Below are 22,145 nucleotides of genomic sequence, written 5' to 3' on the forward strand. Positions count from 1 at the left end.
TTGCCCCCTTGTTCTGGGCCGGTACAAGATGCTTTCCTGAGTCGGGACTCAGGGAAGGGTGGTGGGACCATTGCGGACGGCCTCTCCGATCGGGCTGCACCGGGTGCTGTCGCCACCGGGCGTGCTCCCTCAGGCGGCCCATCGGCTGGACGCCTCGCCGGGGCTGACTCCGGGGGAGACCAGGATCCGGGTCGAACGGCTGAACCTCGACGCGGCGTCGTACCGGCAACTGCGCGACAAACACCACGGCGACGGCGCGGCGGTGCGCGGCGAGGTGCTGGACATCATCAGGACGCGCGGCAAGATGCACAATCCGGTCACCGGGTCGGGCGGGATGCTGGTCGGCTTGGTCGAGGAAGGTCCGGCCTTCCCGGTCGGGACCCGGGTGACCACGCTCGTCTCCCTGACCTTGACCCCGCTGGTGCTCACGTCGACGACGTGGGACGGGCTGTCGGAGCAGGTGCCGTGCGACGGCCACGCGATCCTGTTCGAGCGGTCACCCGCCGCCGAACTGCCCGCCGACCTGCCGGTCCCGCTGGCGCTCGCGGTGATGGACGTCTGCGGCGCCCCCGCCCTGACGCAGCGCGTGGTCCGGAGATACCAGGACCCGGCGGTGGCCGTGCTGGGCGCGGCCGGGAAGAGCGGCACGCTGTCGCTGGCCGCCGCCCGCCGCGCCGGGGCCCGCACGATCGGCGTGGTCCTCGACTCGCGGGAAGCCGAGACGATCAAGGATCTGGCCGACGAGGTGCTGATCGCCGACGCCCGCGACGCGATCGGGCTCTCGGACCTGAAGGCCGACGTCACGGTCGTCTGCGTCGACGTGCCCGGCTGCGAGCACGCCGCCATCCTGGCCACCCGCGACGGCGGCACGGTCATTTTCTTCTCGATGGCGACCTCGTTCTCCGCCGCCGCCCTGGGCGCGGAAGGCCTCGGCGCGGACGTCACGATGCTCATCGGCAACGGCTACGCCCCCGGCCACGCCGCGCTGGCGCTCGCGCTGCTGCGCGAGGAACCCGCCGTCCGGGCCGCGTTCGAGGAGCGGCTGCGATGAAGCTCGGCCTCGACCCCGCGGTGGTCCGCAAGGCCCGTGAGCTGGCCGCTCGTGCCGCCGAGCCGGTCATCGAGATGGCGAAGACGCACACGACGGTCTCGGTCGAACGGGCCGTGCTCCGGCTCGCGGGCGTCACCGGGGCGGACGCCGACGGCATTCCGTGGGTCAACCGGATCGTGGACGCCGTACGGGACCAGGTGGGCCTGGAACACGGTGTGGCGCTGCCGTTCTTCGCGGCCGGGAACTGGCGCTCCATGAACTTCGAGATGCCGACCGGAGCCGCCCGGGACCTGGCCCTGATGAGAGCGAGGGAAGCGGTCGGCCGGGGCGTCGCCCGGATCGACCGCAGCCGCGCCGACCGCGACCGGCTGCTCGACAAGCACGGCGACCCCGAGAAGCCCTGGATCTATCTGATCGTCGCGACCGGCGACATCTACGAGGACATCCCGCAGGCCCAGGCGGCGGCGCGCGAGGGCGCCGACGTCATCGCGGTGATCCGCTCGACCGGGCAGTCGCTGCTCGACTACGTGCCGGAGGGCGCGACCCGCCAGGGGTACGCCGGGACGTACGCGACCCAGGAGAACTTCCGGCTCATGCGGGCCGCGCTCGACGAGGTGTCCGGGGAGCTGGGGCGGTATGTCCGGCTGACGAACTACGCCAGCGGCCTGTGCATGCCCGAGATCGCGACGCTGGCCGGGCTGGAACGGCTCGACATGATGCTGAACGACTGCATGTACGGCATCATCTTCCGCGACATCAACCCCCGCCGCACCTTCATCGACCAGCGCTTCTCCCGCCAGATCCACGCCCGCGCCGGGATCGTCATCAACACCGGCGAGGACAACTACCTCACCACCGCCGACGCGATCGACGCGGCCCACACGGTCGTGGCCTCGCAACTGCTCAACGAGCGCTTCGGCCACGAGGCGGGCCTCGCCGATGGGCAGCTCGGCCTGGGCCACGCCTTCGAGATCAACCCGCAGGTCCCCGACTCGTTCCGGCTGGAACTGGCGCACGCGCAGCTCGTGCGGGAGCTGTTCCCGGCCGCGCCGCTGAAGTACATGCCGCCGACCAAGCACATGACCGGCAACATCTTCGCCGGCTACCTGCTCGACGCCTTCTTCAACCTGGCCGGGCTGATGACCGGCCAGTCGATCATCCTCATCGGCATGATGACCGAGGGCATCCACACGCCCTGGCTCTCCGACCGCGACCTCGCGCTGGAGAACGTCCGCTACGTCCGCAGGGCGGCCGGTGATCTCTCGGACGACTTCCTGCCCGGCCCCTTCATCCGCGACCGGGCGGCGCGGGTGCTGTCGGAGACCGTCGACCTCCTGCACCGGGTAGCCGACGACGGCCTGCTCGACGCCATCGCCGACGGCGTGTTCGGCGTCACGAAGAGGCCCTCCGACCGGGGCAGAGGTCTCGACGGCGTGATCGAGAAGGCCGACGACTACGTGAACCCCGCGACCGAGATCCTGGAGGCGGCCCCGTGACGGTCGAGACGTTGAAACAGATCATCCGCCCGTACGGCGACACGACCGGCGACGCGATGATCCAGGTCAGCTTCACCCTGCCCGTCCCGCACGGGCCGCGGGCCGAGCTGGCGGCGCTGCAACTGGCCGGGAAGATGGGCCTGTCCCCGGCGAGCGTGGTGCACAGCAAGGCGATGGGCCCCGACTTCACCTTCTTCATCGTGTACGGCAAGGCGACCCACCTCATCGACTACGCCGGGATCGAGGTGCCGGAGGGCCGCGAGTTCGAGCTGCTGACCCCTGCCGAGGTCAACGCCGCCGTGAAGGCCTCGCTGGGCCGGCGGCTGGTCGTGGTCGGGGCCTGCATCGGGACCGACGCCCACACGGTCGGCATCGACGCGATCCTGAACGTGAAGGGGTTCGCGGGCGAGAAGGGCCTGGAGTACTACCGCGAGATCGAGGTCCACAACATGGGCGCCCAGGTGGCGGTCGACGAACTCGTCGACCGCGCGAAGTCGGTGAACGCCGACGCGGTCCTGGTCTCGCAGGTGGTGACCCAGAAGAGCGCCCACATCCACAACACCAAGCAGATGGCGGCGGCCTTCACCGAGGCCTACCCGACCTCGCTGACCGGCGGCCTGGGCCGCCCGCTGCTGATCGTGGGCGGCCCGCGCTTCGACACGGTGACCCCGTCGGACCTCGGGGTCGACCGCGTCTTCGGCAAGGGCACGACTCCGGGCGAGGTGGCGAGCTACCTCGTCCACGCGCTGGTGCGGGAGTGAGGGTCACCCACCGGCGCTATGTGCCCGCCTCCCACGCCCACTACGGCGGTGCACTGGTCGACGGCGCCTACGTGCTCGGGCTGTTCGGCGACGTGGCGACCGAGGTCTGCATCCGGATGGACGGCGACGAGGGCCTGTTCGCGTCGTATCAGGACGTGCAGTTCAGAGCACCGGTCATCGCGGGCGACGTGCTGGAGATAACCGCCGAGGTGACCCGGGTGGGCAACCGGAGCAGGACGCTGGCGTTCGAGGCGCGCGTGGTCTGCCGGGCCCGGCCGGACGTGTCGCCGTCGGCGAGCGAGGTGCTCGACCCGCCTTTGGTCGTGACGACGGCGGTGGGCACAGTCGTGGTCCCGCCGCGCGCTCATGATGCGGACCTTGAGAAAGGCGGTCTCTAGCGCCCGTCGATGACGTCGGCCTTGAGGCGTTCGAACTCCTCGTCGGAGATGGCCCCCGACTGCCGGAGCTGGTCGAGCTGGGTCAGCCGCTGGATGACCGCGTCGGCCCCCGTCGGCAGGGGCGGCACCGGGCCCATGCGCATCCGGGCGGCCACCGACTTGAGGTCGTCCAGGACCAGCGGCTTGCTGCCCGGACGGGCGGGGTCGTAGGCGATGGTCAGCCGGGTTCCCGGCGGCACCGGCCACATGGTCGAGTGCTTGAGTTCCATCCCGGGCACCTCGGCGACGTGCCCGACCAGCCGGTACATCAGCCGGTCGTTGATCCGCACGCCGGTGGGGACCACGTCGGTCACGACGGCCTCGGCGCGCAGCCCGTTCTCCCGCAGGGCGCGCTCGCGCGCGTCGGTCCGCCGCCAGGCGGTGATCATCCAGACCAGGGCCACGACGATGACGAGGGAGAGCGTTCCAAAGACGATGGACAGGGTCAGCCCGGCCGTCTCCGCGTCGTTGGTCCACAGGATGTACATGAAGACCGCCAGGGGCAGGCTCCAGATCAGTTGCAGGCCGACCGACAGGCCGATCCAGATACGGGCACCTTTGGGCATGGGCCGCACATTACCTCGGCAAGCATCGGTATCTACAAGATCTGGGGTGTTGGCTTGTGTGAGCACCCGCACCTATCTTCAAAAAGCTACGGTAGCGTAGGTTACGAAAACGTAGGTATGTGGGGAGCTGAGATGGCGCGCGCACTGACGCAGACGGAATTCCTCGTCGAGCTGGAACCCGTGGTCGAGGAGAATCTCAACCGGCACATGAGTGTCGCCAAAGAGTGGTTCCCCCACGAGTACGTTCCGTGGGACGACGCCCGCACCTTCGACGGGATCCTCGGCGGCACCGCCTGGCAGCCCGAAGACTCCACGATCCCGGCGGTCGCCCGCACCTCCCTGCTGGTCAACCTGCTGACCGAGGACAACCTGCCGAGCTACCACCACGAGATCGCGACGACCTTCGGGCGCGACGGCGCGTGGGGCACCTGGGTGGGTCGCTGGACGGCCGAGGAGGGCCGCCACGCGATCGTGATCCGCGACTACCTGATCGCCTCGCGCGCGCTCGACCCGAAGGCGCTGGAGCGGGCCCGCATGCAGCACATGGAGGCCGGGTTCCAGACCGAATACGGCACCATGCTCGGGCAGCTCGCCTACGTCTCCTTCCAGGAGCTGGCGACCCGCATCGCCCACCGCAACACCGGCAAGGCGTCGGAGGACGAGACGTGTGAGCGCATCCTGGCCCGCGTCGCCGCCGACGAGAACCTGCACATGCTCTTCTACCGCAACCTGCTCGCCGCGGCGCTCGACCTCGACCCGAACCAGACCATGCGCGCCATCACCGACGTGGTGAAGTCGTTCCAGATGCCGGGCGCCGGCATGCCCGGGTTCGCCCGCATGTCGATGGCCATCGCCCACGCCGGCATCTACGACCTGCGTTCGCACAAGGACGAGGTGCTCATGCCGGTGCTGCGGCAGTGGAAGGTCTTCGAGAGGGAGGGCCTCGACCCCGAGGGCGAGAAGGCCCGCCAGGAGCTCGCCGAGTTCCTCGACAACCTCGAAGTCACCACGAAGCGATTCGAGGAGCGGCGGGAGGCCCGAAAGGCCCGCGAAGCAGCAAAATAGACCCTATGTGGATCAATGAGCCTTCGGGCTGGACCGCCGACGGAGACGCCCTGACCTTCTCCGTCACCGGCGAGACCGATCTGTGGCGGCAGACGCACTACGGCTACACCTACGACACCGCGCCGATGTACGGCCGCACCGTCGAGGGCGACGCCACCGTGCGGGTCACCTTCACAGCCGACTACGCCGAGCAGTACGACCAGGCCGGGGCCATCCTCCGCGCCGACGAGAACAACTGGATCAAGGCCGGGGTGGAGTTCGTCGACGGCGCGCTGCAGATCAGCGCCGTCGTGACCCGCGACTTCTCCGACTGGTCGGTCATGCTCGCCCCTGAGGGCACCACCTCGGTCACGTTCGAACTCGTCCGCGAAGGCGACTCCGTTCACATCAACTGGGGCGTCAACGGCGGCGAGCCCGCCACGCTGCTCCGGCTCGCCTACTTCCCGCCCGGAGTGCCCGCGCTGGCCGGGGCGATGGCGGCGGCGCCGGTCGGCAAGGGCTTCCAGGTGAACTTCTCCGAGGTCCTCATCACCGGCTGACAGCCGATCTTGAGGGTGTCGGTCACCCCGTTCCAGCCCGCATACTGTGATCGCACATGAGCGGGAAGGTCCGGGAATGGTGAGATTCGCTCCGTACAAAGGGTTCTCGTGGCCGGTCCGCTGGCTGTTCCGGATCCTGACCACGGTGCTGGTGCTCGCGCTGGTCGCGGCGGGCGCGGTCGTCTGGGTCGTCCGGGCCTCGTTCCCGCAAGTCGACGGTGAACTGCGGCTGCCGGGGCTCGCCAAGCCGGTCACCGTGCTCCGCGACGAACACGGTGTGCCGCAGATCTACGCCGACACTGCCGCCGACCTCTTCGCGGCGCAGGGCTACGTCCACGCCCAGGACCGGTTCTGGGAGATGGACTTCCGCCGCAAGACCACGGCCGGGCGTCTGTCGGAGATCTTCGGCGACTCCACTCTGGAGATCGACAAGGTCGTCCGCACGCTCGGCTGGCGCCGGGTGGCCGAGCAGGAGATCAACCTCCTCACCCCGGAGGCGAAAGCGGGTCTCGACTCCTACGCCTCCGGGGTGAACGCCTGGATGAAGGCCAACGACGGCTTCGCCGCGCGGAGTCTCGAGTACGCCGTCCTGAAGCTCACCAACGCCGACTACGAACCCGAGCCGTGGACACCGGTCGACTCGCTGGCCTGGCTGAAGGCGATGGCCTGGGACCTGCGCTCCAACCTCGACGACGAGATCGAACGCTCGGTCGACGCCGCGACCGTCCCTCGCGAACGAGTGGACGAGCTCTTCCCTTCCTATCCTTATGACCTGCACAAGCCCATCGTCACGACGGGCGGTGTGAGCGACGGGGAGTTCACCTCAGGCGAGGGCGACCAAGCCACCGCCGCGGCGGATGCCTTGAAGAGGGTGTCCGCCACGCTGAACGCGGTGCCGTCGCTGCTGGGCAGCGAGGGTGACCCGAAGGGGATCGGCTCCAACTCGTGGGTGGTGTCCGGGAGGTTCACCGACACCGGCAAGCCGCTGCTGGCCAACGACCCGCACCTCGGGCCGAAGATGCCCTCGATCTGGTACCAGGCCGGGCTGCACTGCCGGACCCTCTCCGACGCCTGCCCGTACGACGTCTCCGGCTTCACGTTCTCGGGTCTGCCGGGCGTCGTCATCGGCCACAACCGCACGATCGCGTGGGGCTTCACCAACCTCGCCCCCGACGTGGCCGACCTCTATCTGGAGCGGGTGCGCGAGAACACGTACGAGATCTCCGGCACCTGGGCGCCACTGGAGACCCGCACCGAGCGCATCGAGGTGGCGGGCGGGCAGCCGGTCGACCTGACCGTGCGCACCACCCGGCACGGCCCGATCGTGTCCGACGTCTTCGCCCCGGTCGACCCGCTCACGTCGGGCGGGGTCGAGGTCGCGCTGCGCTGGACCGCCCTGGACCCCGGCATGACCGGCAACGCCATCTTCATGCTCGGCAGAGCCACCGACTGGGACGAGTTCCGCAAGGCCGCCGCCCAGTTCGAGGTCCCGTCGCAGAATCTCGTGTACGCCGACACCTCCGGCAACATCGGCTACCAGGCCCCCGGGAAGATCCCGGTCAGATCGGGCGGCGACGGGAAGTGGCCCGCCGAGGGCTGGAGCGGCGCGCAGGAGTGGACGGGGTTCATCCCGTTCGACGAGCTGCCGATGGCGTTCAACCCGGAAGAGGGCTTCATCGCGACCGCCAACAACGCGGCCGTCGGCCCGGACTACACCCACTTCCTCACCGACGACTGGGCCTACGGCTACCGTTCGCAGCGGATCAGGGATCGCCTCACCCAGGCCATCGCGGTCGGCAAGATCACCAAGAACGTCATGTCGGACATCCACCAGGACACTTTCAACGGCCTGGCCCCGATCCTGGTCCCGCACCTGGCGAAGCTCGGCGGCGCCGACAGTGGTCTGTTCACCGGCTGGGATTTCGGCCAGGAGAAGGACAGCGCCCCGGCCGCCTACTTCAACGCCGTCTGGCGCAACCTGCTGACGCTGACGTTCCACGACGAACTCGGCGAAGATCAGCGCCCCGGCGGCAACGACCGCTGGTGGGAGGTGGTCCGCAAGCTGCTCGACGACCACTCCAACGCCTGGTGGGACGACGTGAGGACGCCGAAGGCCGAACAGCGCGACGACATCCTGCGCGCCGCGCTCGACGCCGCCTCCAAGGAACTCCGGGAGAGACTCGGCGACGACCCGAAGAGCTGGGCGTGGGGTGACCTGCACACCCTCGAACTCACCAACGAGACCTTCGGCACCAGCGGCATCGCCCCCATCGAGTGGCTGTTCAACCGCGGCCCCTACCCCCTCGCGGGCGGCAAGGACGCCGTCGACGCGACCGGCTGGGACGCCGCGTCGGGCACCTACGAGGTCAACTGGGTCCCGTCGATGCGGATGGTCGCCGACATGGCCGACCTCGACGCCTCGACGTGGGTCAACCTGACCGGCGCCTCGGGCCACGCCTTCAACGGCCATTACGCCGACCAGGCCGACCTGTGGGCCGAGGGCCGGACGACACCGTGGCCCTTCACCGAGGCGGCGGTCCGCGAGGCGGCGACCGACGAACTGACGCTCACCCCGTAGAGGCTGCGCCGGGCGCGGTGTGGCTTTGCGGCGTCCGGTCGCGCGTAGAACGGACTCATGACCAGGGAAGTGATCCGCGCCGACGGCGTGCCCGCGCCCGGTGGCGCCTACTCGCAGGCCGTCGTCGCCCGCGGGTTCCTCTACACCGCGGGCACGGGACCCCACGATCCCGTCACCGGTGCGGTCGTCGGCGACGACGTCGCCGGTCAGACCCGGCAGGTGCTGAGCAACCTGCGCGCGCTGCTCGCCGCGCGCGGTCTCGACTTCTCCGACGTCGTCAAGGTCACCGTCCACCTCGCCGACCTGGGGCGTGACTACGAGGCGTACAACACCGTCTACGAGCAGACGATGACCCTCCCCTATCCGGCCAGGACCACCGTCGGCTCGACGCTCGACCACAAGCTCGTGGAGATCGACATGGTGGCCGCGCTCCGCGACTAGCCGAGGAGCCGGCTGAGCCAGTCGGAGCGGGTGCGGCGGGCCTCCACCGACAGGCCCGCGTCCGGGTAGAGGGCGTCGAAGCCGTGGAAGCCGCCGTCCCACACGTGCAGGTCGGCGCGGCCGCCCGCCGCCCAGATGCGGGTGGCGTAGGCGACGTCCTCGTCCCTGAAGACCTCGGCGGAGCCCGCGTCGAGGTAGGTGGGCGGGAGGCCGGAGAGGTCTTCGGCGACGGCCGGGGAGACGTAGGCCGGGACGTCGTCGCCCGTCAGATCGCCGAGGACGGCCCGCCAGCCGTAGGCGTTCATCTCGCGGCTCCACACCCCCGGGCCGGTGAACTGGAGGGTGGACGTGGTGGCGTCGCGGTGGTCGAGCATGGGGCAGATCAGCACCTGGGCGGCGAGCGAGGGCGCGCCCCGGTCGCGGGCCATCAGGGCGACCCCGGCGGCCAGCCCGCCTCCGGCGCTGATGCCCGCGATGACGATCTTCGCCGGGTCGACGCCCAGGTCGGCGGCGTTCTCGGCGGTCCAGGTCAGGGCCCGGTAGCAGTCTTCGGCGAGGGTGGTGCCGGTGACGTCGGGCGCCAGCCGGTAGTCGACGGTGACGACGACCGCCCCGAGCCGGTCGAGCCACTCCAGCGGGATGTCGAGATTGGCGAACCGGTCGCCCATGATCATGCCGCCGCCGTGGATCCAGAAGACACAGGGCGCATCGGTCGCCCGGTCGGCCGGGCTGATGACCGTGACCGGGATCGCCGCACCGTCGTCGGCGGTCACGATGACCTCACGCCGTTCGACCTGCCGTTCCCCGAGCAGGGTGTCGAGCGGGGGAGACGGAAAACCGCGCAGCATCGTGACGACCTCGGGGGTCAGTTCCGGCATGAGCGGCATGTCAGCGGACAGGGTGCGGAGTTCGGCATCGAGGGCGGGGCGGACGGGGGTCATGGGGGTCCTTTCAACAGGTGCTTGATCGCGGGAGGGCAGGTGCCCGGTCATGGGCACCCAGGTTGTAGAACCGAAGGGCTTGGCGGGGCGTCGTGCGGCCGGGTCAGTGATAGGCCGGTGGTTCAGAAGGTGGCCTTTCCGTTCACCGGCACCAGGTCCGTGTACGTGGACTCGCCCGACACCAGGGGAGCGATCTTGGCCACGAGCGCCTTGGCGGCCTCGCCGGCGAAGAGGCGGTGGTGGTCCTCCTCGGTGGTCCAGCCCTCGGTGACCTGGATGACGTCGGGGTCGGCGGCCGAGCGGCTGACCAGGTAGAGCACGCAGTGCTCGCTCGAAGCCGGGCTGCCCGGCTCGAGGCCGGTCAGGAGGAGGTCCGCCAGGGCGTCGCCCCGGCCGGGGAGGGCGGTCATGGTGGCGGTGAATCCGTAGGTGGCGTTCATGCTCGTTCCTTCTTTTCGGAGGATTTTCCGTTGCCTCAATTACACTGCCTCTGACCTGCTCAGAGGTAGAACGATGCTCGTCACCCCTTGCCTGATCCTCTCAAGAGCGCTGTAATCGTGCCATGGAAGAGCTTCGCGCCCTGCTGAACCGGCACGCCCGTCCCGACTGGACCACCCCCATCGACGGGGTGCTCATCTCCAAGGTCGATCGGTCAGATCCGCCCGAGACGTCCATGTCCGGCATGGTGCTGGCGCTCATCGCGCAGGGGGAGAAGCGGCTCGCGCTCGGCGACCGGGTCTACGACTACCGCGCCGGCCAATACCTCGTCGCCTCCGTCGACCTGCCGGTCACCGGCCGGTTCGTGGGTGCGAGCAGGGACGAACCCGCGCTCGGGTTCGGGCTGGTGCTGAAACCCGAGGCGGTGGCCGAGCTGCTGCTGGCTGCCGGGCCGGGCGACCTCCCGCGCGAGCCGGGCGGCGCTCCCTCGGGGCTGGCGGTCAGTGACGCGTCACCCGAACTGCTCGACGCCGTGGTGCGGCTGCTGCGGCTGATCGACCGGCCGCGTGACCGGGCGGTGCTGGCGCCGCTGGTCATCAGGGAGATCCTCTGGCTGGTGGCGACCGGGCCGCAGGGCGGCGTGGTGCGGCAGCTCGGGCTGGCCGACAGCGGGCTCAGCCACGTCGCGCGGGCGGTGCGGTGGATCAGGGACCACTACGCGCAGCCGTTCCGGGTCGAGGAGGTGGCGCGGCTGTCCGGGATGAGCGTGTCGGCGTTCTACCGCAACTTCCAGGCGGTCACCGCGATGAGCCCCATCCAGTTCCAGAAGCAGATCCGTCTCCAGGAGGCCCGGCTGCTGCTGACCACCAGCCCCGGCGACATCGCCGGGGTGGGGCACCGCGTGGGCTACGACAGCCCGTCACAGTTCAGCCGGGAGTACCGGCGCCAGTTCGGCACCCCGCCCAGCCAGGACACCACGCTGCCGCGTCTGGCCGCCGCCCTGCCGTGAGCGGATATGGCCACGCTGCCGCGTTCCGCGCCCCCTGATCCGTCGTTGCGGGGGTCCGGGCGCGCGGCCGGTTGGCGCCGGAAACGGCGAGTTCCCGGGCGGTGGGCGGGGCCGGGGTAGGCGGAGCCGTAACGGAGAAAAGGGCTTTTAAGAGGCGGTTACGGACGCTATCTCGTTGAGGGGGAACTCCAGGTAGTCGCCGGCTTCCTCGCACCAGGCGTCGAGGAAACCGCTGTGCAGTTCGCCGTGGCTGACGGTTGCCGTGACCCCGTCGGACAGGGTGATCAGCGCGCGGACGCCGCGGTCGACGACGAAGCCCAGGAGCGACTGCTGCGCGGTCGGCAGGCGGCTGGCCATGCGGCCTATCAGGGCCCAGGTCTGGACGATCTGGCGCTCGTCTTCACGGTTCTTGATCAGGCGTTTGGCGTGTTCGTGGGGGTCGGGCGGGGGCTCGGTCAGCATGGGCGGCGGGTCGAGTTCGGCGACCCGGCCGCCCGGCAGCAGGATCAACCGGCCGCCCTGCGGCTCGCGCCGTATCTCGATGTCACCGGTGTCGTTGACGGGGACGGGGGCGTAGCCCGCTTCGCGCAGGGCGTGGAGGGTGCGGTCGGCGGGGGCGGAGCTGGCCAGCACGGTCGGGGCGAGCTGCCGCAGGCCCAGTTTGGCCAGCTTGCGGTGCCCGGCGATCTCGGCCAGCAGACCGGGGTCGGAGCCCTGGACGATGCAGCCGACCGAGGTCACGGTCACCTCGCCGTGGCGGCGGGCGACGTCGTTGATCAGGTAGGTGAGCGGCTGGGGGAGGGTGCCGACCTGGGCGAGCTCGTCGAGCAGCTCGTCGGCGGTCGACCCGGCGTCGAGGGCCCGGCGGACGGTCGCGGCGCTGAACCGCCAGATCGATGCGGCGCCCTTGGCCTCGCGGGTGGCCACCCGGTCGAGCAGCGAGGCCAGCTCGACCGCAGGGGGGCCGGTGACCACGGCGGTCAGGTCGGCGCCGAACAGCGCGGTGCGCTGCGCGCTGGCCAGCGCCCGGGTGGACGTCTCGGCCAGCGCCGGGTCATGTTCGACCTCGGGCGCGGTGTCGTCGTTCTCGTCGCCGGAGACCGGGCCGAGCGAGGCGAGCGCGCGGCCGAGGTCGGTGAGGGAGTCGAGGGCGGTCAGGCCGAGCACCCGCGACTCCTCCAGGATGCCGGGCGTGCACTCGGCGAGCAGTTCGCGGTCGAGCAGCGGGGCCCGCCAGTGCACCGACTGCACGAGTTCCTGGAGCGTGGCGAAGCCCTGACCGGGCTCGACGTCGGTCAGGGCGCCGAGTACGGCCCGGCGGATGCGGGCGATGGTCTCTCCGGCCGGGTCGTCGCCCAGGACGACCGGGTAGCGGCCGTCGGTGCGGCGCAGCGACGAGCGCTCCATCCGCCACCACGCGGCCAGCAGCACGCGCAGCCGGTGGGGGGCGTCTTCGAGCCGCCAGGAGTCGAAGCGCTCGGTCGGCGCCAGGCCGCCGGCCTTCTCGTCGAGGGCGAGCAGCCGGGCGACCGCGCAGACCTCGATGAGCAGCCGGATCTCCTCTTCGGAGGTGCCGGTCTCCTTGGCGACGCGGCGGATCTCGCGCACGCCGACGCCGCCGTTCTTCAGCAGCGGGAGCGTGGTCTTGTCGGTGTTCTCCAGCAGGGCGGTGGCGCGGTCGAGCAGATGCGGGGCGGCCAGCGCCATCGCCATGTCGACGGCGTCGCGGTCGACCGGGATCGTGGCGAGGTCGGGCGGATAGGGGGTGAACGGGCCGTGGTATTCGGGGCCGCGCAGGCCGAGGGCGACCTCGCGGGGCATCTCGGCGACGTCCCACTGGGTGCGGAACAGCAGGCCCCGATCCTGGGCCCACTTCTCCGGGGTGCCGGGGTTGACGAAGCGGTTGCCGTCGACGCTGCGGACCGGGCCGTCCCAGGCGAAGTCGTCGAGCAGGCCGACGGTTCCCTCGGGGGCGGAGGCCAGCAGGTCGCCGAGCTTGTCGGAGTCGCTGAGCAGGGCGGTCACCCGGGCCACCATCTGGCGTTTGCCGCCCGCCGGGGCGATGCCCAGGGTCCGGCACATGCGCCGCAGCCCTTCGGCGTTCAGCGCCCACGACTCCAGGTAGCCATGGAGAGGTTCACCGAGGCCGCACGGGGCGGTCCACCAGCGGGCCACCGCCTCGGCCAGGTGGATGCGACCGTCGGAGGCGGGCCAGGCCAGCGCGCAGTCGTAGAGCCGGTCGAGCCACGGGATCACCTCGGATGTGGACACGCCGAGGAACCGGGCCAGTTCGTCTTCCGTCGGGCGGCCGCCGATGACCAGGCACGCCTGCAGAAGTTCCAGAGGGGGCAGAGGGAGGCCGCGCATGACCTCCATGACCGCGAACGTGTTGCCGAGTCGCTGCGCGAGGGCATCGATCCGCCGGGGCCAGGGCGGGGCGATCGCGTCCGGGCGGTTGGCCAGGACGCGCGCGAGCCGGTCTTCGTCGAGATTTGTCAGCCAGGCGATTAGGTGATCGTCCATCACAGATCTCTCAGGGCCTCGGGAAGCCGCGGTGGTGGAGACGCACGTGAGATCAAGATATTCGGCACCCTGGGCGACGAAAAGGTCATTCTCCTGTTCTCCCCCCTCCCCGCGAGCGTGCTGGACTCCACCTCAGCACAGGATCACGCGATAGGAAGGCGATCCCGGATACTCAATGGGGAATTCCTGGCCGTGCGTTAACACTCGTCCCAAAGGCATCAAAGATCGTCGGCCAAGGGGTGCTCCCGCATGGTCCGGGCCACACGGGAGCACCCCTCAGCCGGCGAGCGATTCACCCGAGGACGGCCCAGACGGCCTTTCCCTGGGGGGCGAGCGGCGACCAGCCCCACCGCATGCTGATCGATTCGACGATGTGCAGACCGAGCCCGCCCGGTTCGAACGGGGCCGCCTCGCGCAGCACCGGCGTGGCCGAGCCCGGGTCGGTGAGCGCGCACGCGACGAAGGCACCGCGCCGGATCAACGCCAGCCTGATCACTTCGCGCCGGTGACGGCCGCAGATCTCCAGACCGTGACGCAGCGCGTTCGTGGCGAGCTCGGAGACGACCAACTCCATTCCGTCACACAGGTCGCCCAGGTCCCATCCGGTGAGCGTCCCGGTCGCGAAGCTGCGGGCGCTGTGGACCGAGTCGGCCCGTGGCGGAAGGACGAAAGTGGCGGCCTGAGAAGGGGAAAAGGCAGGCAGGAGGTCACGCGCGGGTTCGGGCCACCAACCGACGGGGGGCCACCAATCGAGTGCCGACCATTCGAGGACCGTGTGCACGAGATCATGATGGGGCACGGTCTCGTGCATGTGCAACAGCGGATGCACGTGCAGATGGTCGTTGCAGGCGCTACCGTTACCCAAAACGACCCTGGGACGAAAGGGGCGATCTTTGACAGACTGTAGTTCAGTCCACATACCGGAGGAATGACTCGTGTCCATCGACCCGCCAGGTTCCGGCTCCACCGTCCGGCGCATCATGCTCGGCGCCAGTCTCCGGAGACTGCGCGAGGACCGGGACCTCACCCGAGAAGAGGCCGGATTCCACATCCGGGCCTCTGAATCGAAGATCAGCCGAATGGAACTCGGCCGGGTCGGATTCAAGACACGAGATGTCGAAGACCTGCTCACCCTGTACGGCGTCAGCGACGACGCCGAACGGCGGCAGCTTCTGGAGATGGTCCGGGAGGCCAACACCCCTGGTTGGTGGCACAAGTTCGGCGAGGTGTTGCCGGGCTGGTTCGTCACCTTCATCGGGTTGGAAGAGGCCGCCAGCGTGATCCGCACCTACGAGGTGCAGTTCGTGCCCGGTCTGCTCCAGACGCACCAGTACGCGCGCGCGGTCATCCGGCTCGGGTTCCCCGACGCCCCCGATGACGAGATCGAACGCCGCGTGCATGTGCGGATGCAGCGACAGGAGCGGCTGGCCCATGCGGGCGGCCCGCGCCTGTGGGCGGTCATCGACGAGGCCGCACTCCGCCGGCCGATCGGGGGGCCCAAGATCATGCGCGAGCAGATCGAGCATCTGCTCGACGTGGCGCGGCTGCCCAACATCACTCTGCAGGTGATGCCGTTCCGCTTCGGCATGCACGCCGCCGAGGGCGGGGCCTTCACCATCCTGCGGTTTCCGGAGTCCGACCTTTCGGACGTGGTCTACGTCGAGCAACTCTGGGGCGCTCTGTACCTCGACAAACGCGAGGACATCGATCCTTACCTGACGGCCATGGAACAGCTCTGTGTGGAGAGCACCACGCCGGGCGGGACCAGGGACCTGCTCGATGATCTTCTCAGAGAGAAAGTGTATGCAGACTTATAACGGGATGCCCGCCCACGCCCTCAACGGTGTCCAGTGGCGGAAGAGCCTGCACAGCAACTCCACGGGCAACTGTGTCGAGCTCGCCGAGCTGCCCGACGGCGGGGTCGCCGTCCGCAACTCCCGGTTCCCCGAGGGGCCGGCGCTCATTTACACGCGGGACGAGATCCGCGCACTCGTGCTGGGGGTCAAGGACGGGGAGTTCGACGGCCTGGTCGCGTAACGTTCTTTTAACACGAGGTTCGTTCACTTAACGGCTTTGGGCCGGGGGTGTAACACGGGTCAGGCAGCATGGTTCCCATGCTGGACCAGATGACCCTGTACCCCGTCGCTGACGACGTGCTCTTCGCACCCGGCGGCCGGGTCGTGATCAGGACCTACGGCGTCGCCTCCGCGGCCGATCCCACCGACGGCCGGCCGAGGTCGGTGGCCTACCGGACCTGGGTCACCGGAGTCCGCGACCAGCCCCGATATTGGCGCTGGGGACATTTCGAAGACGCCCGCCGGGGACACCGCAAGGTCCTCGAATGGCTCACGGGGCGCGGGCCGCAGCCCGCGCCCGTCAATCCCTAGTCAGCGGACCGGGGAGTTCCAGCTCAGGATCACACGTTCGCCATGCTCGAAACCCAGCGAGCAGTAGGTGCCGGTGTCGAGCCGGAGCAGCCGCCCCTCGGAGGCGGGCAGGCCGAGCCAGCGGGCCGCCAGCACCCGCAGGAGATGGCCGTGGGCCACGAGCAGCACCGAACTGTCTTCTCCGGTGAGCGCGCCGACGGCCCGGGTGATCGCCCGGTCGGCGCGTTCACCCACGTGGTCGACGCTCTCGCCCGGGTGGGCCGAGTCGCCCGGGATGACGCCGTCACGCCAGATGTACCACCCGGGGATCGTCTCCCTGATGGTGGCCGTGGTGACGCCCTCGTAGCCGCCGTAGTCCCATTCCCACAGGTCGGGGTCGGTCTCCCAGTGGGCGAGCCCGGCCAGCTCGGCCGTTCTGGCCGCCCGCTGGGCCGGGCTGACCAGGGTCAGCGCGAAGTCGTGGCCCTTGACGACGGCATCGAGGGCCCGCGCCTGCGCCTCGCCGTGAGGCGTCAGGGGGATGTCGGTCCGCCCGGTGTGGCGGCCGATTCTGCTCCATTCGGTCTCGCCGTGGCGCAGCAGGATGATGTTCACCAGCCCCATGATGGCCGCTACACCATCGATAGTCTCTGATCGAGGACGTGTCGCGACAAAAGGGGGCAGGCTTGTGGAACCGGTATCTGTGGGGCTGATCGGGGCCGGGCCGTGGGCGGACATGATCCACGCGCCGAAACTCGCCGCGGGCCCCGACACCCGGTTGGCCGGGATCTGGGCCCGCCGTCCCGATGCCGCGCGCGAACTGGCCGCCAAGAACGGCACCCGCGCGTTCGAGCTGCTCGACGAACTCTTCGACCACTGCGACGCGGTGGCGTTCTGCGTGCCCCCGGGCGTCCAGGCCGAGCTGGGGGTGCTGGCCGCGCGGGCCGGGAAGGCCCTGCTGCTGGAGAAGCCCCTGGCCGACAGTCTCGACGGCGCGCTGCGGCTGGCCGAGGCGGTCGCCGAGTCGGGCGTGGCCACGCAGATGGTCTTCTCCTTCCGGTACGCCGCCGCGACCGAGTCGTTCCTCGCCCAGGTCGCCGGGATCGAGCCGTTCGGCGGTTACGCGGCCAACATCGGCGGCGCGCTGCACGGCGGCCCGTTCGCCACGCCGTGGCGGCTGGAGCGTGGCGCGATCCTCGACGTCGGGCCGCACATGATCGACCTGCTCGACGCGGCGCTGGGGCCGATCTCCGGGGTGCGGGCCCACGGCAACTCCCTCGGCTGGGTCGGGCTGCTGCTGGAACACGAGACGGGCGCGGTCAGCGAGGCGTCGCTGACCATGGCCGCGACCGGCGACCTGCCCGACGCGCGGGTCGAGGTGTTCGGCAGGCACGGGTCGGCCACCCTGTTCGGGGCCATGCTGGGCGACGACGCCTTCAGCCGGATGGTGGCCCAGTTCGCCCAGACGGTCAGGAGCGGCGGCGGCCACCCGCTCGACGCGGCCCACGGGCTGCGCCTGCAGCGGGTCATCGCGGAAGCGGAGCGGCAGCTCTCCGCCTGAGCAGCAGGGCCATCCCCAGAGCGAGCGCGGCGCTGCCGGCGGCCGGGACGAACGTGCCCGGGGTGAACCCGGTGACGGTCAGGGTGAGCAGCCCCGCCGCCGACAGCCCGACCGCCGTGACCGTTCTGAGCGGGGTCGAACTCGTGGGGGGCGCGGCCTCGAACCGGCCGAACAGGGCGGTCAGCACGGTCAGGACCAGCGCCAGCCAGCCCAGCCAGATCGGCAGCAGCATCCACCAGGTCGCCGACCACGGCTCGGGGGTCTGCGCGCCGAAGCCGAGGAACGCGACGCCGCCGACGGTGATGAGCGCGGTCATGTGCCACAGGTAGAAGGTCATCATGCGGGGCGCCAGCCAGCGCAGCACCGGCGCGGGCAGCGCCCGGTTCAGCCGTTCCCGCGCCCACAGCGCCAGGCCGAGCTGACCGGCGAACACCGCGAGCATCACCGCGCTGGGCGGGGCCATGTTGCTGGGGCTTCCCGGCATCCCGATCATGCTGGCCGGGTAGGGGCCGGCGATCACCATGGCCGCCGTCAGGCCGAACCCGGCCGCCGCCAGCGTCAGGGCCCGCCTGCCGGTGAGGGCGCCGAGTCTGCCCTGGGCGTAGAGGAACCCGATCTGGTGGACGGCGAGCCAGACGAACGCGACGTTCAGATATCCGGCGGCCTCGAACCCGGAGAAGCGCACCCAGTCGACGGCGAACGCGCCGGCGGCGAGCAGCGGGAGCAGGACCCTGGCGTCGAGGCGGGCGAGCAGCGGCGTGGTGACGACGGCGAGCAGGTAGACGGCGAGGAACCAGAGGAGCTGGCCGACCAGCCTCGAAGCGACGTCGAGGGGCTGAGCCGGGATGCCGAGCGCGCCCAGCAGGTAGGGCAGCGGCAGCCACACCGCGATCAGCGGCAGCACCGGCCAGCCGAGCCGGACCACCCGTTTGCCGATCCACTTCTCGGCGCTCTGCGGCTTCGACACCCAGCTCAGGTAGTTGGCGGCGCCCCCGGCGAAGAACACCAGCGGCATCACCTGGCTGATCCACGTGACCAGCGGCACCGACGCCAGCGCGTTGCCGGTGACCAGGTCGCCGCCCCGGTCGATGAGCACCGGCATCGTCCAGTGCTGGACCACGACGAGCACCATGCCGAGCACCCGCAGCACATCGACGAACGGGTCACGCGGCGAGGCCACGGGTGGGACCGGATGGGGGAGCGTCATCGACATCGGGGGGCCGCCTTAGGGGAGGATCACGTCCCCTTCAGCGTTCCGGGAACGCCTCCCGAAGTCGGTCCCGCGAGCACCCGTCTCGGCAGACGGCTTTCCGTACCCCGATGGTGTAGCCCGCACTACCTCAGACGCCGGAAAGGTAGGTCAGGACAGCCAGTACCCGGCGGTGGCCGCTGTCGCTCGGGGGGAGGCTGAGCTTGGCGAAGATGTTGCCGACGTGCTTGTGGACCGCGCGTTCGGTGACCACCAGGGTGGTCGCGATGTCGGTGTTGGAGTGGCCCTCGGCCATCAGCGACAGGACCTCGCGCTCGCGCGGGGTGAGGGTGTCGATCGGGTGGGCGTGGCGGCGGGTGAGTAGCTGGGCGATGACCTCGGGGTCCATCGCGGTGCCGCCCCTGGCCACGCGTTCCAGCGCGTCGACGAACTCCGACACCCGGGCCACCCGGTCTTTCAGCAGGTAGCCGATGCCGCCGCCGCCACCGGCGAGCAACTCGGTCGCGTAGGTCTGCTCGACGTACTGGGAGAGGACCAGGATCGGCTGGCCGGGGTGGTCGCGGCGGACCTGGACGGCCGCCCGCACCCCCTCGTCGCGGTAGGTCGGGGGCAGCCGGATGTCGACCACGGCGATGTCGGGGCGGTGCTTGCCGACCGCCGTGTGGAACTCGTCGGCGGTGCCGACGGTGGCGACCACCTCGTGGCCCTCGGTGTTCAGCAGCAGCGTCAGGCCCTCGGCCAGCAGGACGCTGTCCTCCACGATGATCACTCGCACGGCAGCTCCACCCGCAGCGTCGTCGGCCCGCCGGGCGGGCTGGTCAGTGTGGTCTCCCCGTCGAAGGCGCTGACCCGGCGGCGGATCCCGGCCAGGCCGGAGCCGCCGTTCTCGTCGGCGCCGCCCTTTCCGTCGTCGGCGACCTCGGCTTCGAGCCTGCTTTCCGTACGTCTGATGCGGATCTTCACCCCGGAGGCCCCGCTGTGCCTGGCCACGTTCGTCAGCGCCTCGGCGATCACGAAGTAGGCCGCCGCCTCGACCGCCGCCGGCAGCCGCCCCACATCGTCCATCTCGACGTCGACCGGCACCGGCGACCGGCCGGCCAGGGCCGCGACCGCGCCGGGCAGGCCGCGGTCGGCCAGGATCGGCGGATACATGCCGCGGATGATGTCGCGCAGCTCGGTCATCGTCTCCTCGGTGCTTAGCCGGGCCTCGGTGATCAGCGCGGCGGCCTTGCCTGGATCGGCGGCCAGCACGCGTTCGGCGATGCCGAGCCGCATGGCGATGGAGACCAGCCGGGCCTGCGCGCCGTCGTGGAGGTCGCGTTCGATGCGGCGCAGTTCGTAGCCGTGCGCGTCGAGCGCCTCGGTGACCCGTTCGGCGAGCCGGACGTGCCGCGGGGCCAAGATGGCCTTGGCGAGCCGGAACAGCCCCTCGGCGATCGACGGCAGCACCCGGAACCCGACCGTCGCGACCAGGCCGAGGAACAGCGGCACGGTGACCACCACCCGCGCCCACGAGTCGAGCGCCCACGGCAGGTAGATCGCGTGTTCGGGCAGCGGCGCCCACCACCAGATCGGGATCGACAAGCCCCAGCCGAGCGCACCCCACAAGCCGATCGCCAGGATCCCGCCGAGCGTGCCGGTGAACGCGTGCAGGACCAGGAAACCGAGGTCCCGCCAGGTCTGCGGGTCGCCCGTGACCACGCGCACGCGCGCGAGGGGCCCGCCCGCGACGGGGCGGTAGGAGGCCGTCACCCGCTCCCCGAGCCACGCCCCCGCGTTCCGCCGGGCCAGCGACGCGACGGCCCGGTTGAACCGGATCGCGAACGGCAGCAGCAGCAGCCCGAGATAGGTCGCCGAGAGGACCATCGTGACCACGGTGCCGAGGAGGGCGAAGAAGCCGAGGGGGACCAGCAGCAGGTTCAGCACGAGCCGCCCGGTCGCCCTGACGGCCCGCCACACCATGGGGGTCAGCCTAGCCTCACGTTCGCGTCAAAAAGCCTGTTGGTACGGTATGGGACGCGTGACGCCGCAGCGAAGTCCGGTGTGAACCCGGCGCTGTTCCCGCAACTGTGAATCCCGTCCCGGACGGGTGAGCCAGGTCGCCTGCGTCGTCACCGACGCCATCCGCCCTCGTGGAAAGGGTGATCCGTCCCCGGGTCTCTCGTTCCGGCAACCCCCTTCGGAGGAACCTCGTGAGGCCCTTGCGTACGGCTCTCGCGGGCGTGTTGCTGGGTGTCACCCTGCTGTCCGGCTGCGGCAGCAGTGACACCGCCACCCCCGCCCCCGCTGTTTCCGCCGCTCCGAGCGGCCCCTTCCCGGTGACCGTCGAGGCTGCCAACGGCGCGGTCACGATCGCGGCCAGGCCGCAGCGCGTCGTGTCGCTGTCGCCCACGGCCACCGAGTCGCTGTTCGCGATCGGCGCCGGGCCGCAGGTCGTCGCGGTCGACGACCAGTCGAACTTCCCGCCCGAGGCGCCCAAGACGGCGCTGTCGGGCTTCAAGCCCAACGTCGAGGCCATCACCGCCGAGAAGCCCGACCTGGTGATCGTCTCCAACGACCTGGAGGGCGTCGTCGCCGGTCTCGGCAAGGTCGGCGTGCCGGTGCTGGTGCTGTCCGCCGCCACCAAGATCGACGACGCGTACGCCGAGATCGAGAACCTCGGCACCGCCACCGGCAACCGCGCCAAGGCCGACGAGGTCGTCACGGGGATGAAGCAGAAGCTGGCCGACCTGGCCGCCAAGGCCCCGCAGGCCAAGCTGACCTATTACCACGAGCTCGACGTCACCCCGTACGCGGCGACCTCGACCACCTTCATCGGCCAGATCTACGCCCTGTTCGGCCTGGTCAACATCGCCGACGAGGCGCCGGACGCGGCGGGCGGCTACCCCAAGCTCTCGGCCGAGTTCGTCGCCAAGGCCGACCCTGACCTGATCTTCCTGGCGGACGTGAAGTGCTGCCGGCAGAACGCGGCGGCGCTCGCCAAGCGACCCGGCTGGGGCGGCCTGAAGTCCGTCAAGAACGGTGACGTCGTCGAACTCGACGACGACATCGCCTCCCGCTGGGGCCCGCGCGTGGTCGACCTGGCGGAGGCCATCGGCGCCGGGGTGGCCAAGGCCGCGGGCTGATGTCCGGGAGCTCGTTCCGCGCCCGGCAGCCGAGCGGC

The 22,145-nt window shown here is 70.4% G+C and carries 23 protein-coding genes; 14 read left to right on the top strand and 9 right to left on the bottom strand.

Annotated elements, in window-relative coordinates; all coding sequences use genetic code 11:
* Positions 1-61: 61 nt before the first annotated feature.
* From kdd to kal, 4 genes are read left to right on the top strand one after another with little or no spacing between them, the layout of a single operon-like run.
* Complete coding sequence (gene kdd, locus AW272_RS16795) at positions 62-1,051, top strand: L-erythro-3,5-diaminohexanoate dehydrogenase (protein ID WP_245657588.1); 990 nt, start codon at positions 62-64, stop codon at positions 1,049-1,051.
* Positions 1,048-2,547 carry a lysine 5,6-aminomutase subunit alpha gene (kamD, locus tag AW272_RS16800; protein ID WP_066365657.1) on the top strand — a complete coding sequence of 500 codons (1,500 nt, stop codon included), beginning with the start codon at positions 1,048-1,050 and terminating at the stop codon, positions 2,545-2,547. The genes kdd and kamD overlap by 4 nt, the downstream gene beginning before the upstream one ends.
* Entirely contained in the window at positions 2,544-3,308 is a 765-nt protein-coding gene (kamE, locus tag AW272_RS16805; protein WP_066365659.1) for a lysine 5,6-aminomutase subunit beta, read from the top strand. Before kamD ends, kamE begins: the two co-directional genes overlap by 4 nt.
* The gene (kal, locus tag AW272_RS16810; RefSeq protein WP_066365663.1) at positions 3,305-3,706 is read left to right on the top strand and encodes a 3-aminobutyryl-CoA ammonia lyase; all 402 of its coding nucleotides are present in this window, start codon (positions 3,305-3,307) and stop codon (positions 3,704-3,706) included. The genes kamE and kal overlap by 4 nt, the downstream gene beginning before the upstream one ends.
* On the opposite strand, the gene AW272_RS16815 is transcribed toward kal, so the two are convergent.
* Positions 3,703-4,311 carry an SHOCT domain-containing protein gene (locus tag AW272_RS16815; protein WP_066365667.1) on the bottom strand — a complete coding sequence of 203 codons (609 nt, stop codon included), beginning with the start codon at positions 4,309-4,311 and terminating at the stop codon, positions 3,703-3,705. The genes kal and AW272_RS16815 overlap by 4 nt on opposite strands.
* A 132-nt stretch (positions 4,312-4,443) precedes the next feature.
* On the opposite strand from AW272_RS16815, the gene AW272_RS16820 reads away from it, so the two are divergent.
* From AW272_RS16820 to AW272_RS16835, 4 genes are all read left to right on the top strand, one after another.
* Positions 4,444-5,376 carry an acyl-ACP desaturase gene (locus AW272_RS16820; protein WP_066365669.1) on the top strand — a complete coding sequence of 311 codons (933 nt, stop codon included), beginning with the start codon at positions 4,444-4,446 and terminating at the stop codon, positions 5,374-5,376.
* 5 nt (positions 5,377-5,381) lie between these two features.
* Entirely contained in the window at positions 5,382-5,915 is a 534-nt protein-coding gene (locus tag AW272_RS16825) for a DUF1349 domain-containing protein (RefSeq protein WP_066365671.1), read from the top strand.
* Positions 5,916-5,991: 76 nt separating this feature from the next.
* Positions 5,992-8,493 carry a penicillin acylase family protein gene (locus tag AW272_RS16830; RefSeq protein ID WP_157518583.1) on the top strand — a complete coding sequence of 834 codons (2,502 nt, stop codon included), beginning with the start codon at positions 5,992-5,994 and terminating at the stop codon, positions 8,491-8,493.
* A 57-nt stretch (positions 8,494-8,550) separates the two neighbouring features.
* The gene (locus tag AW272_RS16835; protein WP_066365672.1) at positions 8,551-8,934 is read left to right on the top strand and encodes a RidA family protein; all 384 of its coding nucleotides are present in this window, start codon (positions 8,551-8,553) and stop codon (positions 8,932-8,934) included.
* Here AW272_RS16835 and AW272_RS16840 read toward each other — a convergent pair.
* The gene (locus AW272_RS16840) at positions 8,931-9,875 is read right to left on the bottom strand and encodes an alpha/beta hydrolase (protein ID WP_066365674.1); all 945 of its coding nucleotides are present in this window, start codon (positions 9,873-9,875) and stop codon (positions 8,931-8,933) included. The two genes, AW272_RS16835 and AW272_RS16840, sit on opposite strands and share 4 nt — an antisense overlap.
* A gap of 122 nt (positions 9,876-9,997) precedes the next feature.
* The gene (locus tag AW272_RS16845) at positions 9,998-10,315 is read right to left on the bottom strand and encodes a putative quinol monooxygenase (protein WP_066365679.1); all 318 of its coding nucleotides are present in this window, start codon (positions 10,313-10,315) and stop codon (positions 9,998-10,000) included.
* Positions 10,316-10,437: 122 nt separating this feature from the next.
* Between AW272_RS16845 and AW272_RS16850 the strand changes: the two genes are divergently transcribed.
* On the top strand, positions 10,438-11,322 hold the full coding sequence (locus AW272_RS16850) for an AraC family transcriptional regulator (protein WP_066365681.1): 885 nt from the start codon (positions 10,438-10,440) through the stop codon (positions 11,320-11,322).
* A 147-nt stretch (positions 11,323-11,469) separates the two neighbouring features.
* On the opposite strand, the gene AW272_RS16855 is transcribed toward AW272_RS16850, so the two are convergent.
* Entirely contained in the window at positions 11,470-13,845 is a 2,376-nt protein-coding gene (locus AW272_RS16855) for a helicase-associated domain-containing protein (protein WP_066365683.1), read from the bottom strand.
* A gap of 292 nt (positions 13,846-14,137) precedes the next feature.
* Positions 14,138-14,674, bottom strand: coding sequence for an ATP-binding protein (locus AW272_RS16860; RefSeq protein WP_245657590.1), 537 nt, complete (start codon positions 14,672-14,674; stop codon positions 14,138-14,140).
* Positions 14,675-14,825: 151 nt separating this feature from the next.
* Between AW272_RS16860 and AW272_RS16865 the strand changes: the two genes are divergently transcribed.
* The 3 genes from AW272_RS16865 (at position 14,826) to AW272_RS16875 (ending at position 16,232) form a co-directional block, all read left to right on the top strand.
* The gene (locus AW272_RS16865) at positions 14,826-15,662 is read left to right on the top strand and encodes a Sco1979 family transcriptional regulator (RefSeq protein ID WP_066365983.1); all 837 of its coding nucleotides are present in this window, start codon (positions 14,826-14,828) and stop codon (positions 15,660-15,662) included.
* On the top strand, positions 15,649-15,882 hold the full coding sequence (locus AW272_RS16870; protein WP_066365685.1) for a DUF397 domain-containing protein: 234 nt from the start codon (positions 15,649-15,651) through the stop codon (positions 15,880-15,882). Before AW272_RS16865 ends, AW272_RS16870 begins: the two co-directional genes overlap by 14 nt.
* An 89-nt stretch (positions 15,883-15,971) precedes the next feature.
* The gene (locus AW272_RS16875) at positions 15,972-16,232 is read left to right on the top strand and encodes a hypothetical protein (RefSeq protein ID WP_245657592.1); all 261 of its coding nucleotides are present in this window, start codon (positions 15,972-15,974) and stop codon (positions 16,230-16,232) included.
* On the opposite strand, the gene AW272_RS16880 is transcribed toward AW272_RS16875, so the two are convergent.
* Positions 16,233-16,829, bottom strand: coding sequence for a histidine phosphatase family protein (locus AW272_RS16880; protein ID WP_066365985.1), 597 nt, complete (start codon positions 16,827-16,829; stop codon positions 16,233-16,235).
* 70 nt (positions 16,830-16,899) lie between these two features.
* On the opposite strand from AW272_RS16880, the gene AW272_RS16885 reads away from it, so the two are divergent.
* Positions 16,900-17,772 carry a Gfo/Idh/MocA family protein gene (locus AW272_RS16885; RefSeq protein ID WP_066365688.1) on the top strand — a complete coding sequence of 291 codons (873 nt, stop codon included), beginning with the start codon at positions 16,900-16,902 and terminating at the stop codon, positions 17,770-17,772.
* Here the strand turns inward: AW272_RS16885 and AW272_RS16890 are convergent.
* From AW272_RS16890 to AW272_RS16900, 3 genes are all read right to left on the bottom strand, one after another.
* A complete protein-coding gene (locus AW272_RS16890; protein WP_066365690.1) occupies positions 17,738-18,985 on the bottom strand; it encodes an acyltransferase family protein in 1,248 nt (415 codons plus the stop codon). The two genes, AW272_RS16885 and AW272_RS16890, sit on opposite strands and share 35 nt — an antisense overlap.
* Positions 18,986-19,112: 127 nt before the next feature.
* Complete coding sequence (locus tag AW272_RS16895; RefSeq protein WP_066365691.1) at positions 19,113-19,757, bottom strand: response regulator; 645 nt, start codon at positions 19,755-19,757, stop codon at positions 19,113-19,115.
* On the bottom strand, positions 19,748-20,944 hold the full coding sequence (locus AW272_RS16900; RefSeq protein ID WP_066365694.1) for a sensor histidine kinase: 1,197 nt from the start codon (positions 20,942-20,944) through the stop codon (positions 19,748-19,750). Before AW272_RS16900 ends, AW272_RS16895 begins: the two co-directional genes overlap by 10 nt.
* A 230-nt stretch (positions 20,945-21,174) precedes the next feature.
* Between AW272_RS16900 and AW272_RS16905 the strand changes: the two genes are divergently transcribed.
* Positions 21,175-22,107, top strand: coding sequence for an ABC transporter substrate-binding protein (locus AW272_RS16905; RefSeq protein WP_066365695.1), 933 nt, complete (start codon positions 21,175-21,177; stop codon positions 22,105-22,107).
* Positions 22,108-22,145 lie beyond the last annotated feature (38 nt).

The organism is Herbidospora mongoliensis (assembly GCF_001570545.1).
In the GTDB taxonomy this organism is placed as follows: domain Bacteria; phylum Actinomycetota; class Actinomycetes; order Streptosporangiales; family Streptosporangiaceae; genus Herbidospora; species Herbidospora mongoliensis.

Bases quoted from the DNA above. Each gene is read 5' to 3' on its own strand.
- kamD (WP_066365657.1), top strand. From the start codon at position 1,048: ATGAAGCTCGGCCTCGACCCCGCGGTGGTCCGCAAGGCCCGTGAGCTG.
- AW272_RS16815 (WP_066365667.1), bottom strand. From the start codon at position 4,311: ATGCCCAAAGGTGCCCGTATCTGGATCGGCCTGTCGGTCGGCCTGCAA.
- AW272_RS16820 (WP_066365669.1), top strand. From the start codon at position 4,444: ATGGCGCGCGCACTGACGCAGACGGAATTCCTCGTCGAGCTGGAACCC.
- AW272_RS16825 (WP_066365671.1), top strand. From the start codon at position 5,382: ATGTGGATCAATGAGCCTTCGGGCTGGACCGCCGACGGAGACGCCCTG.
- AW272_RS16830 (WP_157518583.1), top strand. From the start codon at position 5,992: ATGGTGAGATTCGCTCCGTACAAAGGGTTCTCGTGGCCGGTCCGCTGG.
- AW272_RS16835 (WP_066365672.1), top strand. From the start codon at position 8,551: ATGACCAGGGAAGTGATCCGCGCCGACGGCGTGCCCGCGCCCGGTGGC.
- AW272_RS16840 (WP_066365674.1), bottom strand. From the start codon at position 9,875: ATGACCCCCGTCCGCCCCGCCCTCGATGCCGAACTCCGCACCCTGTCC.
- AW272_RS16845 (WP_066365679.1), bottom strand. From the start codon at position 10,315: ATGAACGCCACCTACGGATTCACCGCCACCATGACCGCCCTCCCCGGC.
- AW272_RS16850 (WP_066365681.1), top strand. From the start codon at position 10,438: ATGGAAGAGCTTCGCGCCCTGCTGAACCGGCACGCCCGTCCCGACTGG.
- AW272_RS16855 (WP_066365683.1), bottom strand. From the start codon at position 13,845: ATGGACGATCACCTAATCGCCTGGCTGACAAATCTCGACGAAGACCGG.
- AW272_RS16865 (WP_066365983.1), top strand. From the start codon at position 14,826: ATGCTCGGCGCCAGTCTCCGGAGACTGCGCGAGGACCGGGACCTCACC.
- AW272_RS16870 (WP_066365685.1), top strand. From the start codon at position 15,649: ATGCAGACTTATAACGGGATGCCCGCCCACGCCCTCAACGGTGTCCAG.
- AW272_RS16875 (WP_245657592.1), top strand. From the start codon at position 15,972: ATGACCCTGTACCCCGTCGCTGACGACGTGCTCTTCGCACCCGGCGGC.
- AW272_RS16890 (WP_066365690.1), bottom strand. From the start codon at position 18,985: ATGTCGATGACGCTCCCCCATCCGGTCCCACCCGTGGCCTCGCCGCGT.
- AW272_RS16900 (WP_066365694.1), bottom strand. From the start codon at position 20,944: ATGGTGTGGCGGGCCGTCAGGGCGACCGGGCGGCTCGTGCTGAACCTG.